The 24,282-nt window shown below is 39.8% G+C and carries 26 protein-coding genes, 1 pseudogene, 1 riboswitch and 2 other annotated features; of the genes and pseudogenes, 22 read left to right on the forward strand and 5 right to left on the reverse strand.

What is annotated here, in order from left to right; genetic code table 11:
- Positions 1–132 precede the first annotated feature (132 nt).
- From istA to C4B60_RS21580, 6 genes are all read left to right on the forward strand, one after another.
- Positions 133–1,677 carry an IS21 family transposase gene (gene istA / locus C4B60_RS00005; protein WP_104056617.1) on the forward strand — a complete coding sequence of 515 codons (1,545 nt, stop codon included), beginning with the start codon at positions 133–135 and terminating at the stop codon, positions 1,675–1,677.
- The gene (istB, locus tag C4B60_RS00010; protein ID WP_104055485.1) at positions 1,677–2,441 is read left to right on the forward strand and encodes an IS21-like element IS643 family helper ATPase IstB; all 765 of its coding nucleotides are present in this window, start codon (positions 1,677–1,679) and stop codon (positions 2,439–2,441) included. Before istA ends, istB begins: the two co-directional genes overlap by 1 nt.
- A gap of 32 nt (positions 2,442–2,473) precedes the next feature.
- Entirely contained in the window at positions 2,474–2,764 is a 291-nt protein-coding gene (locus C4B60_RS00015) for a hypothetical protein (RefSeq protein WP_104055486.1), read from the forward strand.
- 91 nt (positions 2,765–2,855) lie between these two features.
- Positions 2,856–3,170, forward strand: a complete 315-nt coding sequence (locus C4B60_RS00020; protein ID WP_104055488.1) for a hypothetical protein — start codon at positions 2,856–2,858, stop codon at positions 3,168–3,170.
- A gap of 5 nt (positions 3,171–3,175) precedes the next feature.
- Positions 3,176–3,442: a holin gene (locus tag C4B60_RS00025; protein ID WP_104056618.1), complete on the forward strand. Its 267-nt coding sequence runs from the start codon at positions 3,176–3,178 to the stop codon at positions 3,440–3,442.
- Position 3,443: 1 nt separating this feature from the next.
- On the forward strand, positions 3,444–4,190 hold the full coding sequence (locus C4B60_RS21580; RefSeq protein WP_209020044.1) for an N-acetylmuramoyl-L-alanine amidase: 747 nt from the start codon (positions 3,444–3,446) through the stop codon (positions 4,188–4,190).
- A 342-nt stretch (positions 4,191–4,532) separates the two neighbouring features.
- Here the strand turns inward: C4B60_RS21580 and C4B60_RS00040 are convergent, their stop codons facing one another.
- Positions 4,533–5,999 carry an ApeA N-terminal domain 1-containing protein gene (locus C4B60_RS00040; protein WP_104055491.1) on the reverse strand — a complete coding sequence of 489 codons (1,467 nt, stop codon included), beginning with the start codon at positions 5,997–5,999 and terminating at the stop codon, positions 4,533–4,535.
- A gap of 61 nt (positions 6,000–6,060) precedes the next feature.
- Positions 6,061–6,345: a hypothetical protein gene (locus tag C4B60_RS00045; protein ID WP_104055493.1), complete on the reverse strand. Its 285-nt coding sequence runs from the start codon at positions 6,343–6,345 to the stop codon at positions 6,061–6,063.
- Positions 6,346–6,671: 326 nt separating this feature from the next.
- On the opposite strand from C4B60_RS00045, the gene C4B60_RS00050 reads away from it, so the two are divergent.
- Entirely contained in the window at positions 6,672–7,688 is a 1,017-nt protein-coding gene (locus C4B60_RS00050) for an RES domain-containing protein (RefSeq protein ID WP_104055495.1), read from the forward strand.
- A gap of 151 nt (positions 7,689–7,839) precedes the next feature.
- Here C4B60_RS00050 and C4B60_RS00055 read toward each other — a convergent pair.
- A pseudogene (locus tag C4B60_RS00055) lies at positions 7,840–8,142 on the reverse strand (DNA/RNA non-specific endonuclease); the annotation flags it as partial.
- Positions 8,143–8,295: 153 nt separating this feature from the next.
- Positions 8,296–9,063 carry a J domain-containing protein gene (locus tag C4B60_RS00060; protein WP_104055497.1) on the reverse strand — a complete coding sequence of 256 codons (768 nt, stop codon included), beginning with the start codon at positions 9,061–9,063 and terminating at the stop codon, positions 8,296–8,298.
- Positions 9,064–9,450: 387 nt separating this feature from the next.
- Positions 9,451–9,588, forward strand: a riboswitch (FMN riboswitch).
- Positions 9,589–9,705: 117 nt separating this feature from the next.
- On the opposite strand from C4B60_RS00060, the gene ribD reads away from it, so the two are divergent.
- The 5 genes from ribD (at position 9,706) to C4B60_RS00085 (ending at position 14,606) form a co-directional block, all read left to right on the forward strand.
- Entirely contained in the window at positions 9,706–10,797 is a 1,092-nt protein-coding gene (gene ribD, locus C4B60_RS00065) for a bifunctional diaminohydroxyphosphoribosylaminopyrimidine deaminase/5-amino-6-(5-phosphoribosylamino)uracil reductase RibD (RefSeq protein WP_104055498.1), read from the forward strand.
- A 6-nt stretch (positions 10,798–10,803) separates the two neighbouring features.
- Positions 10,804–11,454, forward strand: a complete 651-nt coding sequence (gene ribE / locus C4B60_RS00070) for a riboflavin synthase (RefSeq protein WP_104055500.1) — start codon at positions 10,804–10,806, stop codon at positions 11,452–11,454.
- A gap of 13 nt (positions 11,455–11,467) precedes the next feature.
- Positions 11,468–12,661 (forward strand): bifunctional 3,4-dihydroxy-2-butanone-4-phosphate synthase/GTP cyclohydrolase II, encoded by a 1,194-nt coding sequence (locus C4B60_RS00075; RefSeq protein ID WP_104055501.1) that lies wholly within the window; start codon positions 11,468–11,470, stop codon positions 12,659–12,661.
- Positions 12,662–12,673: 12 nt separating this feature from the next.
- Positions 12,674–13,144: a 6,7-dimethyl-8-ribityllumazine synthase gene (gene ribH / locus C4B60_RS00080; protein WP_104055503.1), complete on the forward strand. Its 471-nt coding sequence runs from the start codon at positions 12,674–12,676 to the stop codon at positions 13,142–13,144.
- A gap of 169 nt (positions 13,145–13,313) precedes the next feature.
- Positions 13,314–14,606 (forward strand): NCS2 family permease, encoded by a 1,293-nt coding sequence (locus C4B60_RS00085; RefSeq protein WP_104055505.1) that lies wholly within the window; start codon positions 13,314–13,316, stop codon positions 14,604–14,606.
- A 61-nt stretch (positions 14,607–14,667) separates the two neighbouring features.
- Here the strand turns inward: C4B60_RS00085 and C4B60_RS00090 are convergent, their stop codons facing one another.
- Complete coding sequence (locus C4B60_RS00090; RefSeq protein ID WP_104055506.1) at positions 14,668–14,940, reverse strand: hypothetical protein; 273 nt, start codon at positions 14,938–14,940, stop codon at positions 14,668–14,670.
- A 110-nt stretch (positions 14,941–15,050) separates the two neighbouring features.
- Here C4B60_RS00090 and dapF point away from each other — a divergent pair, with 110 nt between their 5' ends.
- The 10 genes from dapF (at position 15,051) to C4B60_RS00140 (ending at position 24,265) form a co-directional block, all read left to right on the forward strand.
- Positions 15,051–16,049: a diaminopimelate epimerase gene (dapF, locus tag C4B60_RS00095; RefSeq protein ID WP_104055508.1), complete on the forward strand. Its 999-nt coding sequence runs from the start codon at positions 15,051–15,053 to the stop codon at positions 16,047–16,049.
- Between the two features lie 41 nt (positions 16,050–16,090).
- On the forward strand, positions 16,091–16,831 hold the full coding sequence (locus C4B60_RS00100; protein ID WP_104055509.1) for a YwaF family protein: 741 nt from the start codon (positions 16,091–16,093) through the stop codon (positions 16,829–16,831).
- Positions 16,832–16,872: 41 nt separating this feature from the next.
- Positions 16,873–17,115 (forward strand) — a binding site (T-box leader).
- Positions 17,116–17,146: 31 nt separating this feature from the next.
- Positions 17,147–17,363, forward strand: a binding site (T-box leader).
- Positions 17,364–17,435: 72 nt separating this feature from the next.
- Entirely contained in the window at positions 17,436–18,824 is a 1,389-nt protein-coding gene (gene trpE / locus C4B60_RS00105) for an anthranilate synthase component I (RefSeq protein ID WP_104056619.1), read from the forward strand.
- Positions 18,821–19,390: an anthranilate synthase component II gene (locus tag C4B60_RS00110; protein WP_104055511.1), complete on the forward strand. Its 570-nt coding sequence runs from the start codon at positions 18,821–18,823 to the stop codon at positions 19,388–19,390. Before trpE ends, C4B60_RS00110 begins: the two co-directional genes overlap by 4 nt.
- Before the next feature lie 38 nt (positions 19,391–19,428).
- Entirely contained in the window at positions 19,429–20,448 is a 1,020-nt protein-coding gene (trpD, locus tag C4B60_RS00115) for an anthranilate phosphoribosyltransferase (protein ID WP_104055513.1), read from the forward strand.
- Positions 20,448–21,248 (forward strand): indole-3-glycerol phosphate synthase TrpC, encoded by an 801-nt coding sequence (trpC, locus tag C4B60_RS00120; protein WP_104055515.1) that lies wholly within the window; start codon positions 20,448–20,450, stop codon positions 21,246–21,248. The genes trpD and trpC overlap by 1 nt, the downstream gene beginning before the upstream one ends.
- The gene (locus tag C4B60_RS00125) at positions 21,245–21,844 is read left to right on the forward strand and encodes a phosphoribosylanthranilate isomerase (RefSeq protein WP_104055516.1); all 600 of its coding nucleotides are present in this window, start codon (positions 21,245–21,247) and stop codon (positions 21,842–21,844) included. The genes trpC and C4B60_RS00125 overlap by 4 nt, the downstream gene beginning before the upstream one ends.
- Positions 21,845–21,857: 13 nt before the next feature.
- Positions 21,858–23,063, forward strand: a complete 1,206-nt coding sequence (gene trpB / locus C4B60_RS00130) for a tryptophan synthase subunit beta (RefSeq protein ID WP_104055518.1) — start codon at positions 21,858–21,860, stop codon at positions 23,061–23,063.
- Positions 23,056–23,850 carry a tryptophan synthase subunit alpha gene (gene trpA / locus C4B60_RS00135; RefSeq protein ID WP_104055521.1) on the forward strand — a complete coding sequence of 265 codons (795 nt, stop codon included), beginning with the start codon at positions 23,056–23,058 and terminating at the stop codon, positions 23,848–23,850. Before trpB ends, trpA begins: the two co-directional genes overlap by 8 nt.
- 130 nt (positions 23,851–23,980) lie before the next feature.
- On the forward strand, positions 23,981–24,265 hold the full coding sequence (locus tag C4B60_RS00140) for a 4a-hydroxytetrahydrobiopterin dehydratase (protein ID WP_167578530.1): 285 nt from the start codon (positions 23,981–23,983) through the stop codon (positions 24,263–24,265).
- Positions 24,266–24,282: the final 17 nt, after the last annotated feature.

Here is a 24,282-nt window from a genome sequence, read left to right on the forward strand (position 1 = left end):
TGTAAACGCTAGAATAAAGTTGACAGTTTTTGCTCGATAGGATTTTACACTTTTGCTCAATCAACCTACTACTTTAGTAAAATAGAGCGTGACGTTATTTTACTGGAGGTTAGGATTTTGGAGGAGAAGTTAGTGTTATACATAAAGATTCATGAATTACATAAGAGAAAGTTTAAAATAGCACAAATCGCTAAGGAGCTGAAGATTTCAAGACCGACTGTCTATAAGTATTTAGGCATGACATTTGAGGAAGCAAAAACATACACGGAGCAGCCTTTGGGGAAGAAGAAAAAACTAGATCTTTATAAAGACTGGATACTAGCCTGGCTGGAAGAGTATCCTCACTTGAGTAGTGCCCAAATTTATGATTGGCTTTTGGAGAGATATCCCGACCTCCTGGTCGGTGAAAGTACGATGAGAGCGTATGTGAAAGATATTCGAGAAGTCTATCAGATTGAGAAAGAGGTTACTGTCCGTCAATACGAAGCTGTTCCAGAACAACCGATGGGTAAACAACTTCAGGTCGACTGGGGGATCACAAGACAGAAAACGACTGACAACAAAGAAATCAAACTGTACTTTATTGCCTTTGTATTGGCCCACTCCAGACAAAAATATACGGAATGGCAGACCCATCCTTTCACCACAAGAGATGCGATTCGCTGCCATGAAAATGCATTTCAGTTCTATGGAGGACGAACAGAAGAAATCGTCTATGACCAGGATAACTTGATCGCAGTGAGTGAAAATGCGGGACAGCTGCTTTTAACAACTGAGTTTCAAAGCTATGTAAATGAACGAAAATTTAACGTTTATCTGTGCAGAAGAGCTGACCCAGAATCTAAAGGTATGATTGAAAATGTAGTGAAATACGTAAAAGGCAATTTCTCAGACAGTCGTGTGTTTAGCGACATAGAAGACTGGAATGAACGAGCAAGACAATGGCTCGTACGTACTGGAAACCATAAGGTTCACCAGACAACGAAAAAAAGACCAGCAGAAGTGTTTCTCCTCGAAAAGCAACACTTACAGCCAGTCTCTTCATTACTTTCATATGAAAGTACCAATAACCAAAGTATAACAAGAAGTGTAAGCAAGGACAATACGATCCGATACAAATCAAACCGTTATTCCGTCCCATTAGGGACTTATCAAACAATGAGTGAAAATCTTGTGTGGATTGAAGTGAAGGACGAAGATTATCAGACCCTTGTCATTCGCAGAGAAGCAAAAGGTGATGTCATTGCCGAGCATATGATTAGCTTAGAAAAAGGAAAACTTATTCAAAACCGTCATCATACCCGTGATCGCTCCAAAGGGGTTGAAGAGTTTAAGCAACACCTCATCTCTTACTTTGAAGATCAGATTCAGGCAACTACTTATTTAGATGAGATTAGTCAAAGATACCCAAGGTATCGTCGAGATCAATTTGTGATTATCAATAAGATCATTCAACGATATCCAGCGTTAATTGATACTGTTTTGACCAAGTGCCTGACAGAGAAATTATACAATGCGAATGATTTTCGTGATATTGCCCATCACCTTGATACATTGCGAGACGGACCAAATGAAGAGGTACAATCCTTGCATACCATTCTACCAAAACATTCTCATATCAAAGCCTCTACCCGTTCTCTAAATGCCTATACCAGCATTTTAGGAGGTAGAAGCTGATGAATAAGACTGTACATGAACTACAAGATCTATTCCGTCAGTTACGTTTATCAGAGACTGCGGAGGAGCTGCCACAGCTTCTTCGCGAAGCTGAAAAAGCATCATGGACCTACTTGGAATTTTTAGAGTCTATCACTCGATATGAATTAGCCAAACGTGAAGCGAAAAGCCTTGAAAAGAGAATGAAATGGGCACGCTTCCCTTTCGTGAAGTCGTTAGATGAGTTTGAGTTGAAAGGACAAAACGTTCTGACGGCTCGTCAGCTTTCTCAACTTCGAGAATTAAGCTGGCTAGAGCAACAGTACAATTTAATTCTTCTAGGTCCCCCCGGCATTGGAAAAACATACATCGCAATTGGGCTTGGACTTGAAGCTGTATACAGAGGGTTCAATGTTTATTTCGCTACAATGGGTGAACTTGTGCAGCTACTAAAATCAGAAGAATATTTGAATAAATCTAAAGTTCAACTCAAAAGAATGAGAAATGCCGATCTTGTGATCATCGATGATTTAATGTATATGGCCATGGATCAGAGAGAAGCAAACTTGTTCTTTCATTTGATTAATCATTTATACGAACGAAGTTCGATCATCCTGACTTCAAATAAAAGTCCAGATGAATGGGGTAATTTAATTGGTGATCAAGGGATTACAACAGCTATTTTAGATCGCTTACTTCATCGTGTGGAAGTCATCCATGGTGGTGAAAACGAGGAGAGTCATCGTATGAAAAACCGGAAAAGCATTTTTTCAGCAAAAGTGTAAAAAGGAAACGAGCAAAAAGTGTAAAATTCGACTTGACGTCTACAAAAGTACCCTTGTATTTTTTTATTGTACAAGTAGTGCAAGTTCTTAAGCGCGATTATCTAATTGAACCATCTTCAGGGATTATACCTGAGCATGTAACTGCAGACGATGTATTAGAATCTATTCACTTTGATAGTTATGATAAGTTAGAAGATCTTAAGTTGCAAAAAGTCGTTTTAGAGGAACAAAATAAATTAAATGAAGAAATTGCAATACAACATCAGATCCCTAATCTTATTTGGGTGGATTTTTCAAAAAGAACGGTTATAACAAAGCAATAATCTTAAAGACATCTCAACAATGGAGTGTCTTTTATTTATGCAACAAAGGAGGTGTAAGACCTAATATACTTTTATTTCTAAGGGGGATTCAATGCAACTTGCACAAGAAATTGCTAACTCACAAGCAGTGTGGACGCTATGCTGCATTTTCTTAGCCGCAACTGTTATTCGGGAAATGAGAAAAGAAAACATAGAGAGAGAAAAAGAACTGAAAGAATCGAATGCAATTACGAGGGCAGAAGCCCAGCGACGGGAAGAAAGGCTACTTAACCATTTGGATCGATCGAATGATATACAGCAACAAACATCAAATGCACTGCAATCCATTCAAAAAACAATGATTACCATTGAAAGCAGAGTGGATCGGGTGGAGAAAAGAATCTATCGAAAGCGAGAGGATCAATAATGGAAATAGAAGCTGTATTGTTATTCGCAACGATCTTAGCGCCTATTGTTTTGGCTTTAATCGAAGTAGCCAAGAAAACAGGACCAATACCGAAAAACCTTCTCCCACTCATTGCCCTGGCAATGGGTATTTTTATTGGCTTCGCAGCAAGTCCATTTACAGATTTAGACACCACTTTACGAATGTGGGCCGGAGGCTTTGCAGGATTAAGTGCTACCGGGCTTTTTGAAATTGGAAAGAAGAGATCCGGACTAACAAAGGAGGACATTTAACATGACAAACATTCAAGATTTACGAGCACGCACTCCGTTCAGTAATAACAGAAGATCGATATCCAGAGTTACACACATTGCCCGTCACCACTCAGCTACCGAACAAGGAAACTTCGATTCGTTTATGGATCACTGGAGACGTGTAAGAGGATGGGGGACCGGTGGGTATCATGAGATTATTCTTCGCGATGGAACGGTCCAACGTTGTTATGACTATGATCAAATTACAAACGGTGTAGCAAACTATAATCCAAATATCTATAATATTTGCTTAGTTGGTAATGGTTCTTTTACAGCTGCACAAGAAAAAGCATTTGAAGAGCGAGCTGAAAATGCCAGGAAAGTATTTGGTCTTTCTGCATCGAGAGTGATTGGCCATAACGAATTTTCAGGAACAAACACTTCTTGCCCAGGTATCAATATGAATACAGTACGCGCACGGTTGGGCGATGGAAAAGGGCCTGTTCATGTTTCTAATCCACCAAATGCTTCGACTACACCGAATGTTACAGTATCGAACAGCATTGTGGATTGGCTAAGTAAAAATGGTGTAGATTCATCTTTTGCCAACCGAGAGAAGTTAGCTGCTCAATATGGTATAGCTAATTACCGAGGAACAGCAGAACAAAATACATCTTTACTAAAATCTTGCAAAGTGGTACCGGTCAAGCTGCTTCTAAATCAATCACTCAAATGGCTCAGGAAGTTCTCGATAAAAAACATGGTAATGGTCACAATAACCGCATAAAGTCCCTTGGTATTAGTGCTGAAGAATATCAAAAAGTGCGCGCTGAAGTGAATCGTAGATCTGGTGTTTCAATTCCTGTAGCATCAAGTCGGCAAAAGCCACAAGCAGGAGAGGGCATAGTCGACTACATGAACCGTATGAAGTTAGATTCGTCCTACAATAACCGTGCGAGATTGGCTGCTCAACATGGTATTTATAATTATAGTGGGACAGCATCGCAAAACTCACTATTACTAACAAAAATAAGTCGTTAAGATAAATTTTAAGCCCTTCGACTTCCACATCGGGGCCTTTACACCACACAAAAAACCCCCTCTTTCTAGTGAATTGAGGGGGCATGTATTACTTTTTAAGATAACTATAAATAGACTGCAGTTTGTTAAATGAATCTACCTCTTGAACATTTAACACACTGAGTACATGAATGATCATTATAACCTTCAATCTGTGAGTATCAAGGATCAGGTCAATATCTGAACTTTTAATTTTATCTTTATATCTCTCTTCATCTAAATGAGTTAGGTAATTTCTTCGATCTCCAATATTTTTAATGAATGATTTAACCTCATTAGTATCACCGATGAAAGTCCTAATAGTCTTTAAATCTAGCTTAGAGATTAAAGATGTTAATCGGTCTTTAAGAGAAAAAGCATCTGGATTAGATATTCTATTTTTGATTAGTGTAGCAAAATCTTTATCAAATTCTAAATCTAGGTATTCAATAAGTTTTGTTCTCTTACTCAAATAATCATCTTTTTCCTCTGTGGTCATTAACTTTTCTCCTGAGAATCTTCTATGAAAAATTTCAGCCGTTTGAGCTATATTTAAAAATACATTTTCAGCAGACATAGAATTATAATGATCACCATTAATAAAGTCTACTAAAACTCTTAAGTCATTTTCTTTTTCAAACCATAAGGATATTAAGCTTGAAAAGTCTTTAATTTCCGGTAATGTTAATAGTATTTTACTCCGTTTAAGTTTCATTTCATTGTAAGATCCGTGCTGTCTATGTAATACTTTAAATTTTTTTCTGTACTGCTTTCCATTTTGCTCTTTATCAAGGTAATCCCCGTAGATATTAATATTGTCAAAAAATAGAGGGGCACCGATTAGAAGAGTTAGCAAACTTTTTAATGAATATATTTTCTGAACAAACCAATCTAAAGATTCCATCTCCTGATCTCGAGTTAATTCATATTGAAACAGAAATTTGTAGTTATAAATTTGATTTCTTTCTTCAGTCCCAGAAATGTTCAACATGTAGTTCTCTTTTAGTATGGTGCCGAATTTTTCAATTGGCCATTCCAATAAGTTTTGTTTTATTTTTGCAAGATCAACCGTCTGAGAAAATACTTGGTCATTTTCCTGTGACATAATATGGTCATTATTAATTCTATTTATTCCAGACCAGATTCCTAAGTCATTAGTAGAAAACGTAATGAATTTAAACTTGTAATTGTTATTAATGAACTCAGTCCCAACTATTGCATCATCAACCTCATATTTTTCTACACTTATCCCATTGAATCTAGTTGTAGAATTTGTCTTAGCACAATTTAGTAAACTAATTCTCTCTCCTGATTCTGCAATACCGTAGATTGTTAAGAAGGAAGAATCATCTTGTGTGAATGCACCGATTAAGGAATGGTCAACTGGTTTTAAAGTACCTACGAGATCAAGTTCAATTTTATTCTGAGAATAATTCAGAGATCCAATGACATTTAGTTCTTCCTCATTTAAACCCCATCTACCTCTTAATTCTAATTCATCAAATAGTGAATGATCTTTTAATTTCTTCTTTACCATTATCCTTATACATCCCTTCAAATTTAATTCAATCTGTATATGGTAGGGTTAGTTCTACAAATCAATCCATTTGAGCGAGTGTATCTTTTCTATCTAGTTCCTCATCGTAAATAGCCCATTTACCATGATTTAATTGAATAACAAACTCATGATCTTGTATTAATTCTTTAGGATCACCTTCCTTATTTAAAAGATCTAAATACGCGAGAATTTCAGGTTCATTTTTGAACAATGTAATTAAGTCGTAGTCATCTTCGGTTACTGTAAAGGAAAAATGCAAATCGATAATTTCTAAATCCTCGTCAGTATATCCCTGTTCGATAAGATCAAATTTAAAGTAAAGCATAAAAACTCCTCCTTTAAAACAAAATGTTAATAAGCCTTTACCAAACAAAACACTTTTTGTGTGAGGAGTAACTGATAAACCTTCCGATCAAATCAATTTTTTACATCTAATAGTTTCTGTCATATGTTTTTCTATTGTAAGTAATATAGGCTAGTCTGAATTGAATCATGCGGCTTTCCCTTTTTACTGCAATTTTACAAAATGTGCTTTTATAGTAAAAAAAATTACTAATAATTGTCTTTTTACTTATCTCTAATTTTAGCAATGTGTTAGAGTATTATAACAAAAAGAAAAGTTAAAATCTCATGAAAGAGAAGGTGATTTAAGTGGATTCCCAAGATTATTTACCCGAACTCAACAAAAGAGCAGAGAAATTTAAAGATAAAGCTCAGCTCAAATTAAGATATTGTGTTACCTGCCAACCCTATGATGGCGGTGATTATATTTGGATAATGGGCAATGAAACGACAGTCGAGGAAATTCTTGAAAGTTTAAATTGTCCAGAAAAATACCGTGAAGATATTGCGGCACACCTAAAATGTCCTAACTGTGGTAGGGAAGATTTTGATATATTTGATGTAGCTGGTACAGAAGATGAAACCATATTGGAAGAAGAAAAAAAATATCAAAAAATAATTTCTCGATTTGCTGATAAATTAAGTGATTTTCGTTCACATTTAGAAAAATACCCATCTCTTGCACTATCTCATCCAATGGGTAAAAAAATACATCAGGAAATAACAAAAAGAAAAGTAGAATCGATTAATTTAAATCCTCAAAAATGGTCTAGAGCTAGGCAAGTAACTGAACCTAAGGTTTTCGAAAAGTCTGATATGACTGCTCCTAAAATTGGTCTATCCTCAGGTGGAAGATTTCATCATCAAGGACAAAGTGTCTTGTATTTGGCTGAAGATGAAGAATTAGCAATGATTGAAACACTTGATAATCCTAATGATGCTTCATTAATTTGGATTCAAGAATATTCTCAAACAAGTAAATTGACAGACATACTTGATTTGAGGCATGAGTGGTCAGGATTAAACTCTACAGAGAATGAAGTAATTCAAGCGCTCTTAGCTTCACGTTTTATATTTGATAAGGTTGAAGATAGATCAAGCAAATGGAGACCTCAGTATTTTATGACAAATTTTATTGCTGATTGTGCAAGGCAAGCAGGATTTAAAGGTATTATATACTCTTCAAGTAGATCTTATGGTAGTAATCTTGTTATTTTTAATTCTAACGAGCAGGCAGTAGAGGCATTAAGTAACCCTAAAATTTTTATATTCGAACCTAAAAATGATTCAAATAGAGATACAGATGATTTGACTAGGTTTTTCTAAATCACTATCTGATTGCAAAGTGAAGCTGATTGTATTTCAGAAAAGAAGTACATATTAAAAGAAAAGAGTGCTGTGCAAATGAAAGTCATGCTTAGATCAAGTTGTAGAGGTGAAGAGGGCCAGGGAGGTACTTATCACTTTATACTTAAAATTACTCACCAACCATGCCGTCTCCATCATTATCACGCATGTATGGGTAAAGCCAGTGGTCGCTCATGATCGGCATTGTGAAACCTGCATCCTTTGCTTCCTGAATTGTTACTAGGCCATTTCCGTTTGTATCCACACTCGACACATCACCTTCTTTACCAGTTTCAGTTGATTCAGCAGACTAAGCTGGCTCGCTCTCTGTCAGACCGAGTGATTCGTTTACTCCGTTGGGGTTTAAATTATCAAGAGTATCCACTATCACATTACCCATTAAAGTGTAGGTATATTGATAACTTGAAGGGATTGCTATCCTCAAAGTAGTTCTACAATCTTAGATCATAGATAGGAGACCAGACAGGAGTTCTTTAGCGGATTTAGTTTTAGGAGAAGATTAATAATGGAGTAAAAAAAGTAAAAGCCAAGATCTTTTCACATTGGCTTTTACCTTCTTCAAATTTTAAGCGCTTGCCTTTAATTTAAGATAGTCCATCAAGAAATACATGTCTTCCCTAAGTTCGATAAATAACTTTTCATCACCTTGTGGCATGTCCGGATGAAGTTGTTTTGCTAAGGTTCTAAATCGTTTTTTTATCGTAGTTACATCTGTATCTAAAGGTAATTCATACTTAATATAAATATGTTCTAAATTATTAGTTTCATTCTTGTAATCATTGGTATTACTATTAGTATTATCCTCCTCATAACTATTACTATAAGTACTATCTTCATAGTCATTATTTCCAGTACTTTCTTTATAAGCTTTACTACCGTTCCTATCTCCGTAATAATTGCTATGAGTGCTATTTTCATTCTTATTTCTACTGTCTTCTTCATATCCTTTATAAAAATCACTGATGATCTCTTCAAATTCCAGGATAAGTCCACCTACTACTAATACTGATAAGTTACCCATCAAAGAAATAGTCTTTTTAGTAGAATTCTTTAATGATTTTATCTTCGAACTTTTTTGAAAAGCATTGTAGCACACACTTTGTTGAAAAAAGAATTGAATTACACCAACGATTGATAATAAAATTCCCATTAAAGATACTACTTCATCGGACTGATTATCAAGTAATGAAAGTATTAGCAACACACCAATTAAAAACGTGATTTGAGAGAATAATAAAAACGGGAGTAATTTAGCTAATTGATTATTTCTTTTGTCTTCGTCTTTTTCATTATGATAATCCCAAAAAACTAGCCAAGCAAACAGAATATACATTTTAGGCCTTCCTTCAATAGGTTATTTTACCTGCAATATTAATATTTTGCATTACATACAACCTAAATATAAAGAAAAATATGTAAATAGACAATATAATTTTCAAAAATTAATAAATTTTATTTATCGAATGGACAAATAATATTTTAAAAATTAATATTCGGTTTATTGAAATTCTATAGTGTAAACTCTAGAGGGTATTAAAAAATTTTTTAAAATCTCTATAGCTCAGAATTATGAGCAATTACTATATTTAAATTTGGGGACGAAATGGGAACGAAATTCAAAATTGGGGACGAGAATGGACAAGGAGGCACAGGGAAGGCAAAGACAAAAACCTTTACAAAACAGTATTTAATCCGACATAATAGTATCACAATTGAATCAGTAATCCTTCGGGGCAGGGTGCAAGTCCCTACCGGCGGTGATGGACCTTATGTGTCCTTAGTCCGTGACCCGGCGATGCCGGTGGATTTGGTGAAACTCCAAAGCCGACAGTGATAGTCTGGATGAGAGAAGGAAATGCGTTGTACTAACCTGTATTAGTAGACGCTTATTTAACTATGCTTTCAAAAGCCCCATATGGATTTTATAGGGGGCTTTTTGGCGGTTTAACAATGCCTGTTGTGTGAGGATGATTGTATGGATGAAAAATGGATGAAGCTTGCGATTGAGATGGCAAAAAGCACCTTGGGACAAACCTCCCCAAATCCAGCAGTAGGTGCTGTGGTTGTAAAAGACGGCAGGGCTGTAGGAATGGGGGCTCACTTGAAATCAGGAGAAGGCCATGCTGAAGTAAATGCTCTAAAGCAGGCTGGTGATGAGGCTGAAGGAGCAACTATTTATGTGACGCTTGAGCCCTGTTCCCACTACGGGAAAACACCTCCATGTGCGGACTTAATTATTGAAAAAGGCTTGAAGCGGGTGGTGATCGCTTCTGTGGACTCAAATCCGCTTGTTTCAGGAAATGGCATCCGTAAGCTTGAGGATGCTGGCATTGAGGTAACAACGGCTGTATTAAAGGAAGAAGCACTTCAATTAAACGAATTTTTTTTTCACCATATGAAATCGAAAAAGCCGTTTGTTACATTAAAGGCTGCGATGACACTCGATGGGAAAATTGCGACTGAAAGCGGCGATAGTAAATGGATCACATCTACAGAAGCCAGAGAGGATGTGCATTTTGACCGTCATTTGCATGATGCGATACTTGTAGGATCAAATACGGTTAAAGCAGATGATCCCGCTCTCACTACCCGCCTGCCAAACGGAGGCATTTCCCCCGTTAGAATTATTCTGGATACACAATTGTCCATTGATTCTTCAGCTAAAGTACTTACTGATGGCGCTGCGCCTACCTGGGTGATTTGTGGAAAAGGGGCTTCACAGGAGAGAGAGTCACAATTTACACAAGCAGACCATGTTCGGGTTTTAAGAATGGAGAAGGAGTCAATTGAAATTCCCGAGCTGTTATCCGTCCTTGGGGATGAGAAAATACTCTCCGTTTATGTGGAGGGTGGTTCGAAGGTTCATGGAGCCTTTTTGGACCAAAAGCTTTTTGATCGTTTAATACTTTATATGGCCCCGAAAATTATCGGGAATGCTTCGGCAAAATCAGTTTTTAATGGAACGGGTGTTGAGGTCATGAATGAAGCTCCCGGGCTTATTTTTGAAGAAGTAAAGCTTTTGGGGCGTGATTTGAAGCTTCTTGCAAGGCTTGAGGAAAGAGGGTGAACAGAATTGTTTACGGGCATAATTGAAGAAGTAGGAAGTATTGTTTCCATTAAAAGAGGAAGAGAGTCGAGTGTGCTGACAATTGACGGTCCAAAGGTCATTAGCGACGCTCACCTTGGAGACAGTATTTCAGTGAATGGGGTTTGTCTCACTGTAACTGGATTCACAAATAATCAATTTACAGTTGACGTCATGCCTGAAACTGTTAAAACAACGACCATTCATCAGTTGAAGGTCAGCTCGAAAGTTAACCTGGAGCGTGCGATGCCGGCAAATGGCCGATTTGGAGGACATTTTGTTTCAGGCCATATTGATGGAACAGGAAAAATACGTTCGAAACAGCAAAAAGAAAATGCAATATATATTTATATTGATGTTGAGCCCGAATTGATGCCGTATTTTATTGAAAAAGGCTCGGTAGCAGTAGACGGAACGTCACTTACTATTTTTGATGTAGAAGAATCTGCCTTTATGATTTCGCTGATTCCTCAGACTGTGGAAGAATCAGTGGTAGGAAAGAAGAAGGTTGGAGATTTTGTGAATATTGAATGTGATATGATTGCCAAATACATTCACAGGCTCGTTCAGCCAAAAGCTGTTCCATTTAAAAAAGGAGTAGACGAAGCTCTTTTACAAAAATATGGATTTATGGACTAGGGAGGACAGCCGGATGTTTAATCGCATAGAGGATGCAATTGATGATTTGAAGGCAGGAAAGGTTATTATCGTGGTTGATGATGAAGACAGGGAAAATGAAGGGGACTTTGTTGCCTTATCTGAAAACATTACATCAGAAACCATTAATTTCATGATTAAAGAAGGACGGGGACTTGTTTGTGTTCCGATTACAGAAGAAAGAGCGAATGAGCTTCAGCTTAAACCTATGACAGACACAAATACTGATTCCCACGGGACTGCTTTTACAGTTAGTGTGGACCATATTGATACAACAACAGGCATAAGTGCCCCGGAGCGTGCATTAACGGTTAGGGAGTTGATTAACACTGAGGCTAAAGGTTCCGATTTTAACCGTCCAGGCCACATCTTTCCGCTGGTGGCGAAGCCCGGCGGTGTGTTAAAACGGGCAGGGCATACTGAAGCAGCTGTAGATCTGGCTGTTTTATCAGGCGCGAAGCCATCCGGTGTGATTTGTGAAATCATAAAAGAAGATGGTACGATGGCCCGCGTGCCTCAGCTAAAGGAACTGGCTGATAAATTTGATTTAAAATTGATTACGATTCAGGACTTAATTGCGTACAGAAGAAATAAGGAAAAATTAATCCAGCGTGAAGTGGCTGTACAAATGCCGACTGAATACGGTAATTTTCAGGCTGTCGCCTATACAGAAACACTTACAGGACAGGAGCATGTGGCTCTGGTTAAAGGAGATATTTCCTCGGTTGACCCCGTCCTTGTCCGGGTGCATTCTGAATGTTTAACCGGTGATGTGTTCGGTTCAAACCGCTGTGATTGCGGACCTCAGCTGCATGCTGCGCTTTCTCAGATTGAAAAAGAAGGCAACGGCATTCTATTATATATGAGGCAGGAGGGGCGCGGGATCGGTCTTGTCAACAAATTAAAAGCTTATAAACTCCAGGAAGAAGGTCTTGATACAGTGGAAGCAAACCAGAAATTGGGGTTTGCAGCTGATTTGAGGGACTATGGAATCGGAGCCCAGATTCTAAAGGATTTAGGGGTAACGAATATGAGAATTTTAACAAACAACCCAAGAAAAATCGCTGGGGTTAAAGGCTACGGCTTAAAGGTAGTTGAGCGGGTCCCGCTTCAAATGCCAACGAAAGAACAGAATGCAAAGTATCTTGAAACAAAAAAATCAAAGCTCGGCCATATGCTGAAATTTTAGGGGGAAATGGATATGAAAAAAACGTATGAAGGACATTTAGTAGGAACTGATCTTAAGGTTGCGATTGTAGTAGGAAGATTTAATGAGTTTATTACGAGCAAGCTTCTTGGAGGAGCAGAAGATGCGCTAAGAAGACATGGGGTGCGGGAAGAGGATGTAGCAGTGGCATGGGTGCCAGGCGTATTTGAAATCCCTGTTGTTGCACAGCGTCTGGCTAAGTCAGGCAAATATGATGCAGTTATCACCCTTGGCACCGTTATTCGCGGAGCTACTCCCCACTTTGAATATGTCAGCGGAGAGGTGGCAAAAGGGGTCGCTAATATTGCGCTAAATGAAGGGCTGCCCGTTATTTTTGGCGTCCTAACTACAGATACAATCGAACAGGCTATCGAACGTGCCGGTACAAAGGCAGGCAACAAGGGCTGGGAAGCAGCAATTGCTGCCATTGAAATGGCAAGCCTGTTTAAAAGCATGGATGCGTAAGACAAAACAAAAAGTCAGCTAACCACTGGCTTTTTGTTTTGTCAAAAAACCTTTCTCGTCACATTTTTAATGACATTTTCATTTATGGACAGTATAATAACATCTTGTGGCTGGCCTCGTTTTGAGGTTGAGCGGGTAGGGAGAGGGCGCTTGCAAAGGCAGGCATTATATGAAAACTTTAGGAGGATTTTTTGATTTAACCAAACATCACACATCTGTAAAACAGGAAGTGATGGCTGGGGCAGTAGGGTTTTTTACGATCGTGTATATTATCGCGGTCAATTCATTGATTTTATCAGAATCAGGTATGCCGTTTGAAGGAGCGGTAATTGCAACGATTCTGACCTGTGCATTAGGCTGTCTATTAATGGCGTTTATCGGCAATGCGCCAATCATCCTGGTGCCGGGAATGGGCATTAACGCCATGTTCACGTACACGCTCGTTCATGCAATGGGCTTTACGTGGCAGGAGGCACTTGGAATCGTTGCTGTTTCCGGAATGCTTTTTGTTATCGTGGCGTTTACAAAGCTTTCAGGAATTTTAAGCGAGGCGATTCCGCAATCCTTAAAGGATGCGATCACTGTAGGTCTCGGCTTCTTTTTACTGCTCATCGGGCTTGAAAAAGGTTCAATGGTTGTTCAGGGTGAAAACTCACTCATTGCCATTGGTGACTTTGCAGAGCCTGCTGCTTTGGCTACAATCATTACATTGATCGCAGCACTAGTTTTGTTTGTGAAAAACGTTCCAGGACATTTTTTATGGACCATTTTATTTGGCACCGCTCTTGCTTTTGTGCTTGGAATTCAGCCGGCAGGGGGAAGCCAAACCTCAATCACAGGAGAATCAATTATTTGGTTTCAGCTATCCTTTGATAAATGGCTCCACATTCCATTTTGGATCGGGATCTTTTCTCTGACTATGGTCCTGGTATTTGAAAACATCGGACTAGTTCATGGGCATGTTTCTTTTATTAAAAGACCGGAAGCCTACGGACCTGCTTTAAAAGCAAATGCATTATCAGCATTAAGTTCAGGGTTCCTTGGAACGAGCCCGACAGTTTCGACAGTGGAATCAACGGCCGCGATGGCAGCAGGAGGACGAACCGGACTTACCGCCCTGACAACAGGTGTGCTGTTTCTAGCTTCCGCCCTGTTTATTCCGTATATGGGCTATATACCTGATCATGCGGTTGCCCCTATTTTAATTATTATTGGCATTCTGATGATTCAGCACATGCGTCATATGAATCTTGAGGATTTTACTGAATCGATTCCAGCCATTATGCTGATTGTAATGATTCCTTTTACGTTCAGCATTGCTGACGGGATAGCTATTGGATTCATTTTGTATCCATTTATGAAGTTCATTATGGGAAGAGCAAAGGAAGTATCAATACCGCTACTGATTATTTCAGCTCTGTTTTTACTTTACTTCATTTTGCATTTCATCCCATTTATATAAGCAAAAGACCATCTTTTTTATAAAGATGGTCTTCTTAGTATGCTAAGAAAGTTGACTTATACTAAGCCAGTTCATATAAAAATCTTCTCTGCGGCTTTATATAGCGTTTTAGCTCTGAGCCTAATTTCCCTCGCAGGTTTTTTGGCGAAACCGCCCGGGCAATATCCCCTGGCTTTGGATAGATGCCGACAGGATTAAGCTCAACTCTAATAACCCCTTCAAAATAATCGAATTTCTCATGATCCAGGATGCGCGTTTTCACGTACACTACGTAAGAATCATTTAGTTTTTCAACCTTGTCCACGTCAAAATAAAAGCGGAAGTCTTCATACATTGTGCTCACCTCAGGTTAAACTGGTCATGTATTTAGTATATCAATCTTGCGAAAAAAATGAGAATATGGCAACCTAATATCAATACATTCGAAACGTGAGGGAATAAATTATGAAACTATCTTTAATTAAATGTCATGGATCAAGCAATGATTTTATTATATTCGATGAAGAGAACAGCTCCTTGAAACTAGTAGATAAAGACCGTGCACAAATAGCGGAAACCCTTTGCAATAGAACATCGTCTATAGGCGCTGATGGTGTATTGTACATTTCTGAAAGCACAAATGCTCAGGCAAAAATGAGAGTATTTAACTCAGACGGCTCAGAAGCTTCGATGTGCGGAAACGGTCTGCGTTGTGCAGCCCGCTATATAGCTGAACGTGATGGTCTTAATAAATTCAGTGTTGAGACGTTAAAAGCAACATTACAAGTGGAAAAAGTGGAGTCGTTATACGAGGACATTCCGACCTATGCAGTAGAAATATCGCCTATTTTATTTAACCTCGATGCACTTCCTTTAGAAATGGATAGTGAAACATTAATTAATCAGCCGGTACCGGAGTGGCATCATTCTCTTCGTTTTTCAGCTCTGGCTGTCCCTAATCCGCATTTAATTACACATGTAGATGCAGAAGTGCTTTCAGGCAGCCTTCAAAAAGAAATGGCTGAGAAATTCAACTCCCAAAATGAATGGTTTAAAGACGGGGTAAACGTAAGTTTTGTTGTGCCGTTTAGTGAAAACGAAATTTTTGTACGGACGTTCGAAAGAGGCGTCGGATTTACTAATGCATGCGGAACGGCGATGTCTTCTTCAAGTCTTGTGGAGGTCATTCTTGAAAGAAGCGAGGCTGGTATTCCAATTGACGTCTACAATGACGGTGGACGTGTAAAATGTGTAATCAATAAAAATGAAGGCCGCTATGACCATATCGATTTAATTGGCAACGCGACATTTACGGACTACTATGAAGCAAACATTGATGAAGGGTCAAATCAAATTGTGAACACAGCTCATCTTTCCGGGACAGATGAGGAGCTGATTTATCAGCGAATGGCCCAGGCCGCAAAGGAATATTTATCTTCAAAGCTTGCAGCAGTCAATAACTAACCCAGCTATGCATAAGCTTAAATGAAACGGAGGAGGTACGTGTGTTTTCACCAACTGAATTCGTCTCATTTGAGCTTTTTTCTATTAGTCATATTGTAATGATCGGTGTCTTTTTCATAAGCTTTTTTGCATCCATTTTAAATTTCCGGCAGCGTTTATCCAAAAGAATTCATAAGCTGATCATATGGATCCTGGCCTCCATTCTTATTTTATCGGAATTGTCCTATCAAATTTGGGCTGCTTCTGTTGGAATATGGGATGCGAAATATTTTATACCGATTCAGCTTTGTTCATTCAGTACTTTTTTTGGCCTGTATCTTTTATTTAAAAGAAACAAATTTATTTTCTACTTTTTCTTTTACGTTGCTTTTTTCCCGCCTGTACTTGCTCTTATGACACCTGACTTAGCTTACGGATTTCCTCATTATTTTTACTGGAAATTCTTTTTGCAGCATATCGCTATTCCAATTACAGCCGTTTATATCCTCTACAGGGATAAATGGGAGCTTAAGCTGCGCTCCATCCTTTGGGCTTTTCTTATCTTAAACGCGTTCGCTGTTCCTGTAGCGATTATCAATAAAAAACTCGGATCAAATTATTTCTTTTTATCCGGTCCGCCGGCATCTGATACAGCACTTTCTTTTTTTGGAGAAGGCTGGGTTTATATCATTCAGCTAGAGGTCTGTGCCCTTATCTTTTTCTTTCTTACGTATTTAATTGGACGCGGACTTTTGAAGGTTGGTAATCAAAAGATTTCAGAAAATAATGTTCTTTCCGGTTGACATTAAAAGGGGTTCATACTAATATAATAAACAATCAAAAACTTAACGCGATGAAAAAGAATAGTACACTGCACGTCTTTTTTAGAGAGCTGGTGGCTGCTGAGAACCAGTAAAGAGTGCTGTGGAATGGACTTTGGAGCACCTTGCTGAACTCAGTTTAAGTAGGCACAGGCGGATCACTTACGATATAAGTGGCAGGAGAGTGTGTGATTAACTTCCTGCAATGAGCGGGCTTTAAGATTAAAGCCAACAAAGGTGGTATCACGGGTCTTCCCGTCCTTTACAATAGGACAGGTAGGCTCTTTTTTTTATAGGGAAACATCAACGATTGGGAAGAGTAGAGCTAAAATACGCTGACACAGAGAGCCTGCGGACGGTGCGAGCAGGAGAGCGTTTAGCTTGAATGGGCCCATGAGAGTTGCTTTGAAATAAAGTAGAAGCAGACGATTCATCCCCGTTACAGGATCCTAAGGTGAGAGTCTGATTCAGGCTCTAACGTGAGGTGGTACCGCGGGTTGATCCCGTCCTCCGTGCAGATTAATTCTGCACGGAGTTTTTTTATTACAGTCATGTTAAAGAGGTGTTTAAGTTGAGAAAAGAAGAGATGAGAAGAGCGAGAAAAGCAGTAATAAACGGAGATTCCCTAACCCCTATTTCAATCTTTCAAAGCTTGAAGGGTGAGAAAAAATGCTTGCTCGAAAGCTCCTTAAAGCATAAGGAGTCCGGAAGATATTCATTTATCGCAGCAAGTCCCTATGCAGAGCTTATCGGAGAAGGGAATAAAACCACATTTTCTAATTATGTAAAAAAGACCTCCTTCACAAAAGAGGATAAGCCGCTTAAAGTGCTGGAGAAGCTTTTAAAGTCTCAGGAGATTACTCCTCCAGAAGGCCACCCATTTGCAGGAGGGGCCATCGGCTATATCGGCTATGATGCGATCAGGCTATATGAAGATATCGGCGCGATTCCAAAGGATGAGCTTGAGATGCCGGATGTTCACCTTATGTTTTACGATACGATTGTCATGTACGATCATAAGCGTTATGAGGTAACGATTACGGTTTTAAATCCTGAGGGTCATTATTCAGACGAAGAGCTTGACGTGAAACTTGAGAAGGTGCTCTCACAATTAACTGATTACGGAAGCATCAAAGCAGATCTTGATCAGCTTTCTATTTTAGAGTACACATCGAATATTGAACATGAGGATTTTCTTGAAGCCGTGAAAATAGCTAAATCTCATATTAAAAGAGGAGATATTTTTCAAATCGTTTTATCTCAAAGACTGAGCGCTCCTTTTACTGGCTCGCCTTTTTCCTTTTACCGCAAGCTAAGGCAGGATAATCCTTCTCCTTATATGTTTTTCATTCAGTTTGACGGTTATACGGTGCTTGGGGCTTCACCAGAGAGCCTTATAAAAGTGGAGGGAAGAGATGTAACCACTAACCCGATTGCCGGGACAAGAAAAAGAGGGGCAACCGAGGAAGAAGATCAACTGCTTGAAGAAGAGCTTTTAAAGGACGAGAAGGAGCTTGCTGAGCACCGGATGCTTGTGGACCTTGGCAGGAACGATCTTGGCAAGGTGTGTGAAATTGGTACTGTTGAATTGACAAAATATATGACAGTGGAGAAGTATCAGCATGTGATGCATATTGTATCGGAGGTTAAAGGGAAGCTTGCAGGAGAAATGAGCGGACTTGAAGCACTGGTATCAACATTGCCTGCCGGTACCGTATCAGGAGCGCCGAAAATCAGAGCTATGCAGCTGTTAAACGAGCTTGAAACAGTGAAACGCGGGGTGTACTCAGGCGCTGTCGGTTATGTAGGATTTGACGGCAATCTCGATTTTGCCCTGGCGATCCGGACGATGGTAATTAAAGACCAAACCGCACATGTCCAGGCAGGAGCAGGGGTTGTTTATGATTCTGTTCCAGAGCTTGAGTTTCAGGAAACATTAAATAAAGCCCGGTCTCTTCTGGAGGTGAAATCATGATTTTGTTAATCGATAATTATGATTCCTTCACGTACAATCTGTATCAGTACTTAGGAGAAGTTGATGAGGTAAAGGTCGTTCGAAACGATGAAATAACACTCGGACAGATTAAAGAATGCAATCCTTCACTGATCGTGATTTCACCGGGTCCAGGACACCCGGCTGAAGCTGGAATATGTGTTGAGATGATCCAAAAGCTTGGAGCTGAAATTCCGATACTCGGCATTTGTCTCGGTCATCAGGCAATTGGCTATGCATTCGGTGCTGAGATTGATATCGCTGACAACATCATGCATGGGAAGGTTTCACTTATTGAGCACGAAGCGCCGGATCTGTTTGGCAGCTCATTACCAATTGAAGTAATGCGGTATCACTCATTGATTGTTAATCGCTCAACACTTCCGAATGAGCTTAAAGAAATTGCAACTTCCCTTGATGATCAGGAAATAATGGCCTTGAAGCATCAATCATTTAAGGTACTCGGTCTTCAGTTTCACCCTGAATCAGTCGGCACTAACAGAGGAAAAGAATTAATCAGACAGTCAGTGCATTATCTAGCAGAGTAAAGCGTAAGCAGCAGAGAAGAGATAGGAGAGTGGAGAAGATGAAAAAGATCTTACAGAAAGTACAGTCTGGTGTTCACCTCACGGAAAGCGAAATGATGACAGCCAGTGAAGCACTGTTTAATGAAGAAACTGATAACGGATTAATTAAAGAATTTTTACTTGCATTAAAAGAAAAAGGTGAAACGGCTGACGAAATTGTGGGCTTAGTAAAAGTAATCCGAAAGCATGCCCTTCAAATTGATGCTCCCTTTGAAAACATTATGGATAACTGCGGCACTGGCGGAGATGGGTCGCAAAGCTTTAACATCAGCACGTGCTCAGCTTTTGTCATTGCAGGAGCAGGCGTACCGATTGCAAAGCACGGCAACCGCAGCATTTCAAGCAAAACAGGGAGCGCTGATGTGCTTGAACATCTTGGGGTACGGCTTAATTTTTCACAGTCAGAAGTTAGTGACCTGTTAGCTAAAAACAAGATTGCCTTTTTATTTGCCCCTCACGTTCACCCGGGAATTAAAAAAGTAATGACAGCAAGAAAAGAGCTTGGGGTACCGACTATTTTTAACTTAATTGGCCCTTTAACCAACCCGGTTGACCTGGATACACAGATTGTCGGCATTTATAGAAGAGAAATGCTTTCTACAATGGCAGAAGCCCTTGTGCGTCTTGGCCGAAAGCGGGGAATTGTTTTAAGCGGTGCTGGCCATATGGACGAAGCTTCTCTTGAAGGTGAAAATTATCTTGCTGTGATTGATAACGGCCAAATTAACGAAATTACGCTCAAGCCGGAAGAAGTGGGACTCGCACCTGTTTCAAATGAAAAGATTAAAGGCGGAGATTCAATACAAAATGCACGTATTCTTCAGTCTGTTTTAACCGGAGAAAAATCAGTTTACCGGGATACGGTTTTATTAAATGCCGGTCTCGCTCTATACGCTCACGGGACTGCTTCCTCTATGAAGGAAGGTATTGAATTGGCAGCAAAGAGTATTGACTCCGGTTCTGCCCTTGAGCGATTAAATCAGCTGATCAGTTTCAGCAAGCAAAAGGAGTTAGCCTGATGACTGAAACTATTTTAGATAAAATACTGAAGCAAAAAGCTCTTGAGGTTGAAGATATCAAGAGAGACCCATCTCTTCTTTTAACAAAAGAAGGAGAGAAGACAGAAAAAGTCACCCTGAAGGATTCACTCGATCTCAGAACGCGTTTAGGTGTGATTGCCGAGATAAAACGCGCATCACCATCTAAAGGGATCATTAACGAAGGCATCGACCCTGTGAAACAGGCAAGGCTTTATGAATCAAACGGAGCATCTGCTATCTCTGTTTTGACGGATGAACAGTTTTTTAAAGGGTCGATGGAGGATTTGACAAATGTAGCTAATGCGGTTTCCGTACCGGTTTTGTGCAAGGATTTTATTATTGATGGAATCCAGATCGAAAGAGCCCAAAAAGCGGGAGCTTCCATCATCCTATTAATTGTAGCAGCTCTTGAGCAGGAAGCACTGACAGCTTTATTTAACAAGGCAAAAGAGCTTGGTCTTGAAGTGCTTGTTGAGGTTCATGATGAAGATGAGCTAACTAGAGCCCTTAATTTAGGGGCTGAGCTGATCGGTGTGAATAACCGGAACTTAAAAACATTTGAGGTGGACCTCGAAATAAGTAAAAGGCTTGCAGCTCAAATGCCGTTAAATGAGATCCATTTTATTAGCGAGAGTGGTATTTTAACCGAAAAAGAAGCAAAGATTGCCAGTGATTCTGGGGCAAGCGGAGTGCTTGTCGGAGAGGTTCTAATGAAATCAGACGATGCAGGCGGCCTTTTGCACTCTCTTCAGGTGCCTTTACAGGGGGAGAGGTCATGAAAGTGAAAATTTGCGGACTTCAGGAGCCTGAGCATGTAAAAGCGGCCGTTTTAGCAGGCGCCGACTACGTAGGGTTTGTATTTGCGCCGAGTAAACGCAGAATCACTTTTGAACAGGCAGAAAAATTGGCCCTTCTTGTACCTGGAGATGTAAAACGGGTAGGTGTGTTTGTGAATCCCAGTCAGGAAGAAATCGACCTTGCCGTTAAAGCGGGCAGACTTGATATTATCCAGCTGCACGGGGAGGAGACGCCGGAATTTTGTCTGAAGCAGAAAAAACCGGTCATGAAAGCTTTCAGTATCAAAACACGTGAAGATATAGAAAAAACGGCTTTTTATCCTGTTTCTTATCATTTAGTCGATGCGCCGGCCACTGAATATAAAGGCGGCGGTGGCAAGGTATTTGATTGGGAGCTTTTACAAGATACCCACCAGTCCTCACCCTTATTTCTTGCAGGCGGACTGAATGCAGATAATGTAGTCCAAGCCGTTTCAACAATTCAGCCTTATGCTGTAGATGTTTCAAGCGGGGTTGAAACGGACGGTATTAAGGATATTGATAAAATAAATGCTTTCATACAAGCAGCGAAAGCTTAGGAGTGGACGACTAATGACAACTTATACTCAACCTGATCAAAATGGACAATTCGGTCAATTTGGCGGCCGTTTTGTTCCGGAAACATTAATGCAGGCAGTGCTTGAGCTGCAGGAGGCCTATGACGAAGCTCAAAAGGACCCAGCCTTTCATGAGCTTTTAGAGGGCTATCTGAAAGATTATATAGGAAGAGAAAATCCGCTGTACTTTGCTGAGAATTTAACGAGGCACCTTGGTGGGGCAAAAATTTATCTTAAACGTGAGGATCTTAATCATACAGGAGCTCATAAGATCAATAATACGATTGGCCAGGCTCTTCTTGCAGTCAGAATGGGCAAGAAAAAAATCGTCGCCGAAACAGGTGCGGGTCAGCACGGTGTCGCAACAGCAACTGTCTGCGCGCTGTTGAATCTTGAATGTGTCATCTTTATGGGACAAGAGGATATCAGAAGGCAGGAGCTAAATGTTTTCAGAATGGAGCTTCTCGGCGCTAAGGTCATCAGTGTTTCTCATGGCAGCGGAACGCTAAAGGATGCGGTAAATGAAGCGATGCGCTACTGGGTCAGCAATGTAGAGGATACGCATTATATTATCGGTTCAGTATTAGGCCCTCATCCGTTTCCGAAAATGGTTCGGGATTTTCAAAGCGTCATAGGGAAAGAGACAAAGCAGCAGATTCTGGATAAAGAAAACCGTCTGCCAGACAAGATCGTTGCCTGCATCGGCGGTGGAAGCAATGCGATGGGCATGTTTTATCCTTTTATAGAAGACGAAGGCGTTGAGTTAATCGGAGTTGAAGCTGCGGGATCAGGAATTCAAACAGGAAAGCATGCTGCCACGTTAACAGCAGGTGATGTAGGGATTTTGCACGGTTCGTTGATGTACCTGCTTCAAAATGATGACGGACAAATCCAGGAAGCACATTCCATCTCGGCCGGCCTTGATTATCCGGGTGTTGGTCCTGAGCACAGTTTTCTGCATGAAACAAAAAGAGTACAATATACCTCTGTAACAGACGGGGAAGCGCTCGATGCACTTGAGCTGCTGTCAAGAAAAGAAGGCATTATTCCTGCTCTTGAATCTGCACATGCTATTCACCATGCAGTGGAGATTGCAAAAGGTGCATCTTCGGACCAGATTATTGTAGTCTGTTTGTCCGGCAGAGGAGACAAAGATGTTGTGACTGTAAAAAGTGCACTGGAGGAACGTGACAATGGGTAAACAAACGATAAAGCAGGCAATTGAAAACACCGTAAATGAAGGAAATAAAGCATTTGTGCCCTATATTATGGCTGGAGATCCCTCATTAGATGATCTGAAGAGCCAGCTGTTATTTCTTCAGGAAGCAGGTGCTACGGTTATTGAATTGGGTCTTCCTTTCTCAGATCCTGTTGCAGATGGACCGACGATACAGGATGCGGGAATTCGTGCGTTAGAAAATGGAACAACGGTTAAAAAGGTGCTGGCTGAGCTAAAGGCAATACGCTCAGAAATTCATGTGCCGATTGTCTTAATGACTTATATAAACCCGCTTTTTAAATACGGTTTAACCACATTTTTTACAGACAGCGAGGAAGCGGGAGTGGATGGAGTTATTATTCCGGATGTACCGCTTGAACAAAGATCCCTGATTGAAGAGCATATGAACCAGACAGATATCGCCCTTATCCAGCTTGTGACGCTGACAAGCCCTGAGGAACGGGTTAAACGACTGGCTAAAGCATCAGAAGGATTTTTATATGCTGTTACCGTGACAGGCATTACAGGAGCCAGATCAGCTGTCAGCGAAAAGCTGGAAAGCTTCATTTACACATTGAAAAAACATAGCAGCGTCCCGGTTCTTGCAGGATTTGGAATCTCTACTCCCGATCAGGTAAAGGAAATTGCTTCTCTTGGAGATGGCGTGATCGTGGGAAGCAGAATTGTGGACCTGCTTCACCAAAAGAAAAAAGAAGAAATTAAGGAGCTTATCCAGGCTGCGGTTGGGACTGAGAATACAGCCATATAAAATATATTCACGAATGAAGCTGACTTTTAATAAAGTCAGCTTTCTCTATATTCTGTTAGATTTATTTAGTTTAGTTGTTAAAAAAAAGAGAATATAGTTAAGGATGATAAGTAAAAAAGGAGGAAGCCCCATGACATTATCAGTTAAACAAATCAGTGACCGCTTATCAACTTTAGAAAATTGGGAAATAAATGAGGATGGGGCGATTCAAAAAAGGTATCCTTTTGACCAGTATCTTTCAGGGGTCGAGTTTTCTTCTGCGATTGCAAATGAAGCACAGCGCAGAACTCATTATCCGGTTATCCTTATTAATGCTGATTCTGTTATGATAAAAATTAAAGCAGATGATACAAAAGGGCTTACTGAAGCAGACTTTGCTCTAGCTCATGCTGCTGAACGCATTTATTACTCTTAAGTCTCTAAGTAAGGAGT

The organism is Jeotgalibacillus proteolyticus (assembly GCF_002926065.1).
In the GTDB taxonomy this organism is placed as follows: Bacteria; Bacillota; Bacilli; order Bacillales; family Jeotgalibacillaceae; genus Jeotgalibacillus; species Jeotgalibacillus proteolyticus.

Coding starts and splice junctions, on each gene's coding strand:
- trpE (WP_104056619.1), top strand. CDS start 17,436: ATGAGAAGAGCGAGAAAAGCAGTAATAAACGGAGATTCCCTAACCCCT.
- istB (WP_104055485.1), top strand. CDS start 1,677: ATGAATAAGACTGTACATGAACTACAAGATCTATTCCGTCAGTTACGT.
- ribD (WP_104055498.1), top strand. CDS start 9,706: ATGGATGAAAAATGGATGAAGCTTGCGATTGAGATGGCAAAAAGCACC.
- C4B60_RS00060 (WP_104055497.1), bottom strand. CDS start 9,063: ATGTATATTCTGTTTGCTTGGCTAGTTTTTTGGGATTATCATAATGAA.
- C4B60_RS00040 (WP_104055491.1), bottom strand. CDS start 5,999: ATGGTAAAGAAGAAATTAAAAGATCATTCACTATTTGATGAATTAGAA.
- trpD (WP_104055513.1), top strand. CDS start 19,429: ATGAAAAAGATCTTACAGAAAGTACAGTCTGGTGTTCACCTCACGGAA.
- trpC (WP_104055515.1), top strand. CDS start 20,448: ATGACTGAAACTATTTTAGATAAAATACTGAAGCAAAAAGCTCTTGAG.
- dapF (WP_104055508.1), top strand. CDS start 15,051: ATGAAACTATCTTTAATTAAATGTCATGGATCAAGCAATGATTTTATT.
- C4B60_RS00045 (WP_104055493.1), bottom strand. CDS start 6,345: ATGCTTTACTTTAAATTTGATCTTATCGAACAGGGATATACTGACGAG.
- C4B60_RS00085 (WP_104055505.1), top strand. CDS start 13,314: ATGAAAACTTTAGGAGGATTTTTTGATTTAACCAAACATCACACATCT.
- C4B60_RS00125 (WP_104055516.1), top strand. CDS start 21,245: ATGAAAGTGAAAATTTGCGGACTTCAGGAGCCTGAGCATGTAAAAGCG.
- C4B60_RS00110 (WP_104055511.1), top strand. CDS start 18,821: ATGATTTTGTTAATCGATAATTATGATTCCTTCACGTACAATCTGTAT.
- C4B60_RS00090 (WP_104055506.1), bottom strand. CDS start 14,940: ATGTATGAAGACTTCCGCTTTTATTTTGACGTGGACAAGGTTGAAAAA.
- ribH (WP_104055503.1), top strand. CDS start 12,674: ATGAAAAAAACGTATGAAGGACATTTAGTAGGAACTGATCTTAAGGTT.
- trpA (WP_104055521.1), top strand. CDS start 23,056: ATGGGTAAACAAACGATAAAGCAGGCAATTGAAAACACCGTAAATGAA.
- C4B60_RS00140 (WP_167578530.1), top strand. CDS start 23,981: ATGACATTATCAGTTAAACAAATCAGTGACCGCTTATCAACTTTAGAA.
- trpB (WP_104055518.1), top strand. CDS start 21,858: ATGACAACTTATACTCAACCTGATCAAAATGGACAATTCGGTCAATTT.
- C4B60_RS00020 (WP_104055488.1), top strand. CDS start 2,856: ATGCAACTTGCACAAGAAATTGCTAACTCACAAGCAGTGTGGACGCTA.
- C4B60_RS21580 (WP_209020044.1), top strand. CDS start 3,444: ATGACAAACATTCAAGATTTACGAGCACGCACTCCGTTCAGTAATAAC.
- C4B60_RS00075 (WP_104055501.1), top strand. CDS start 11,468: ATGTTTAATCGCATAGAGGATGCAATTGATGATTTGAAGGCAGGAAAG.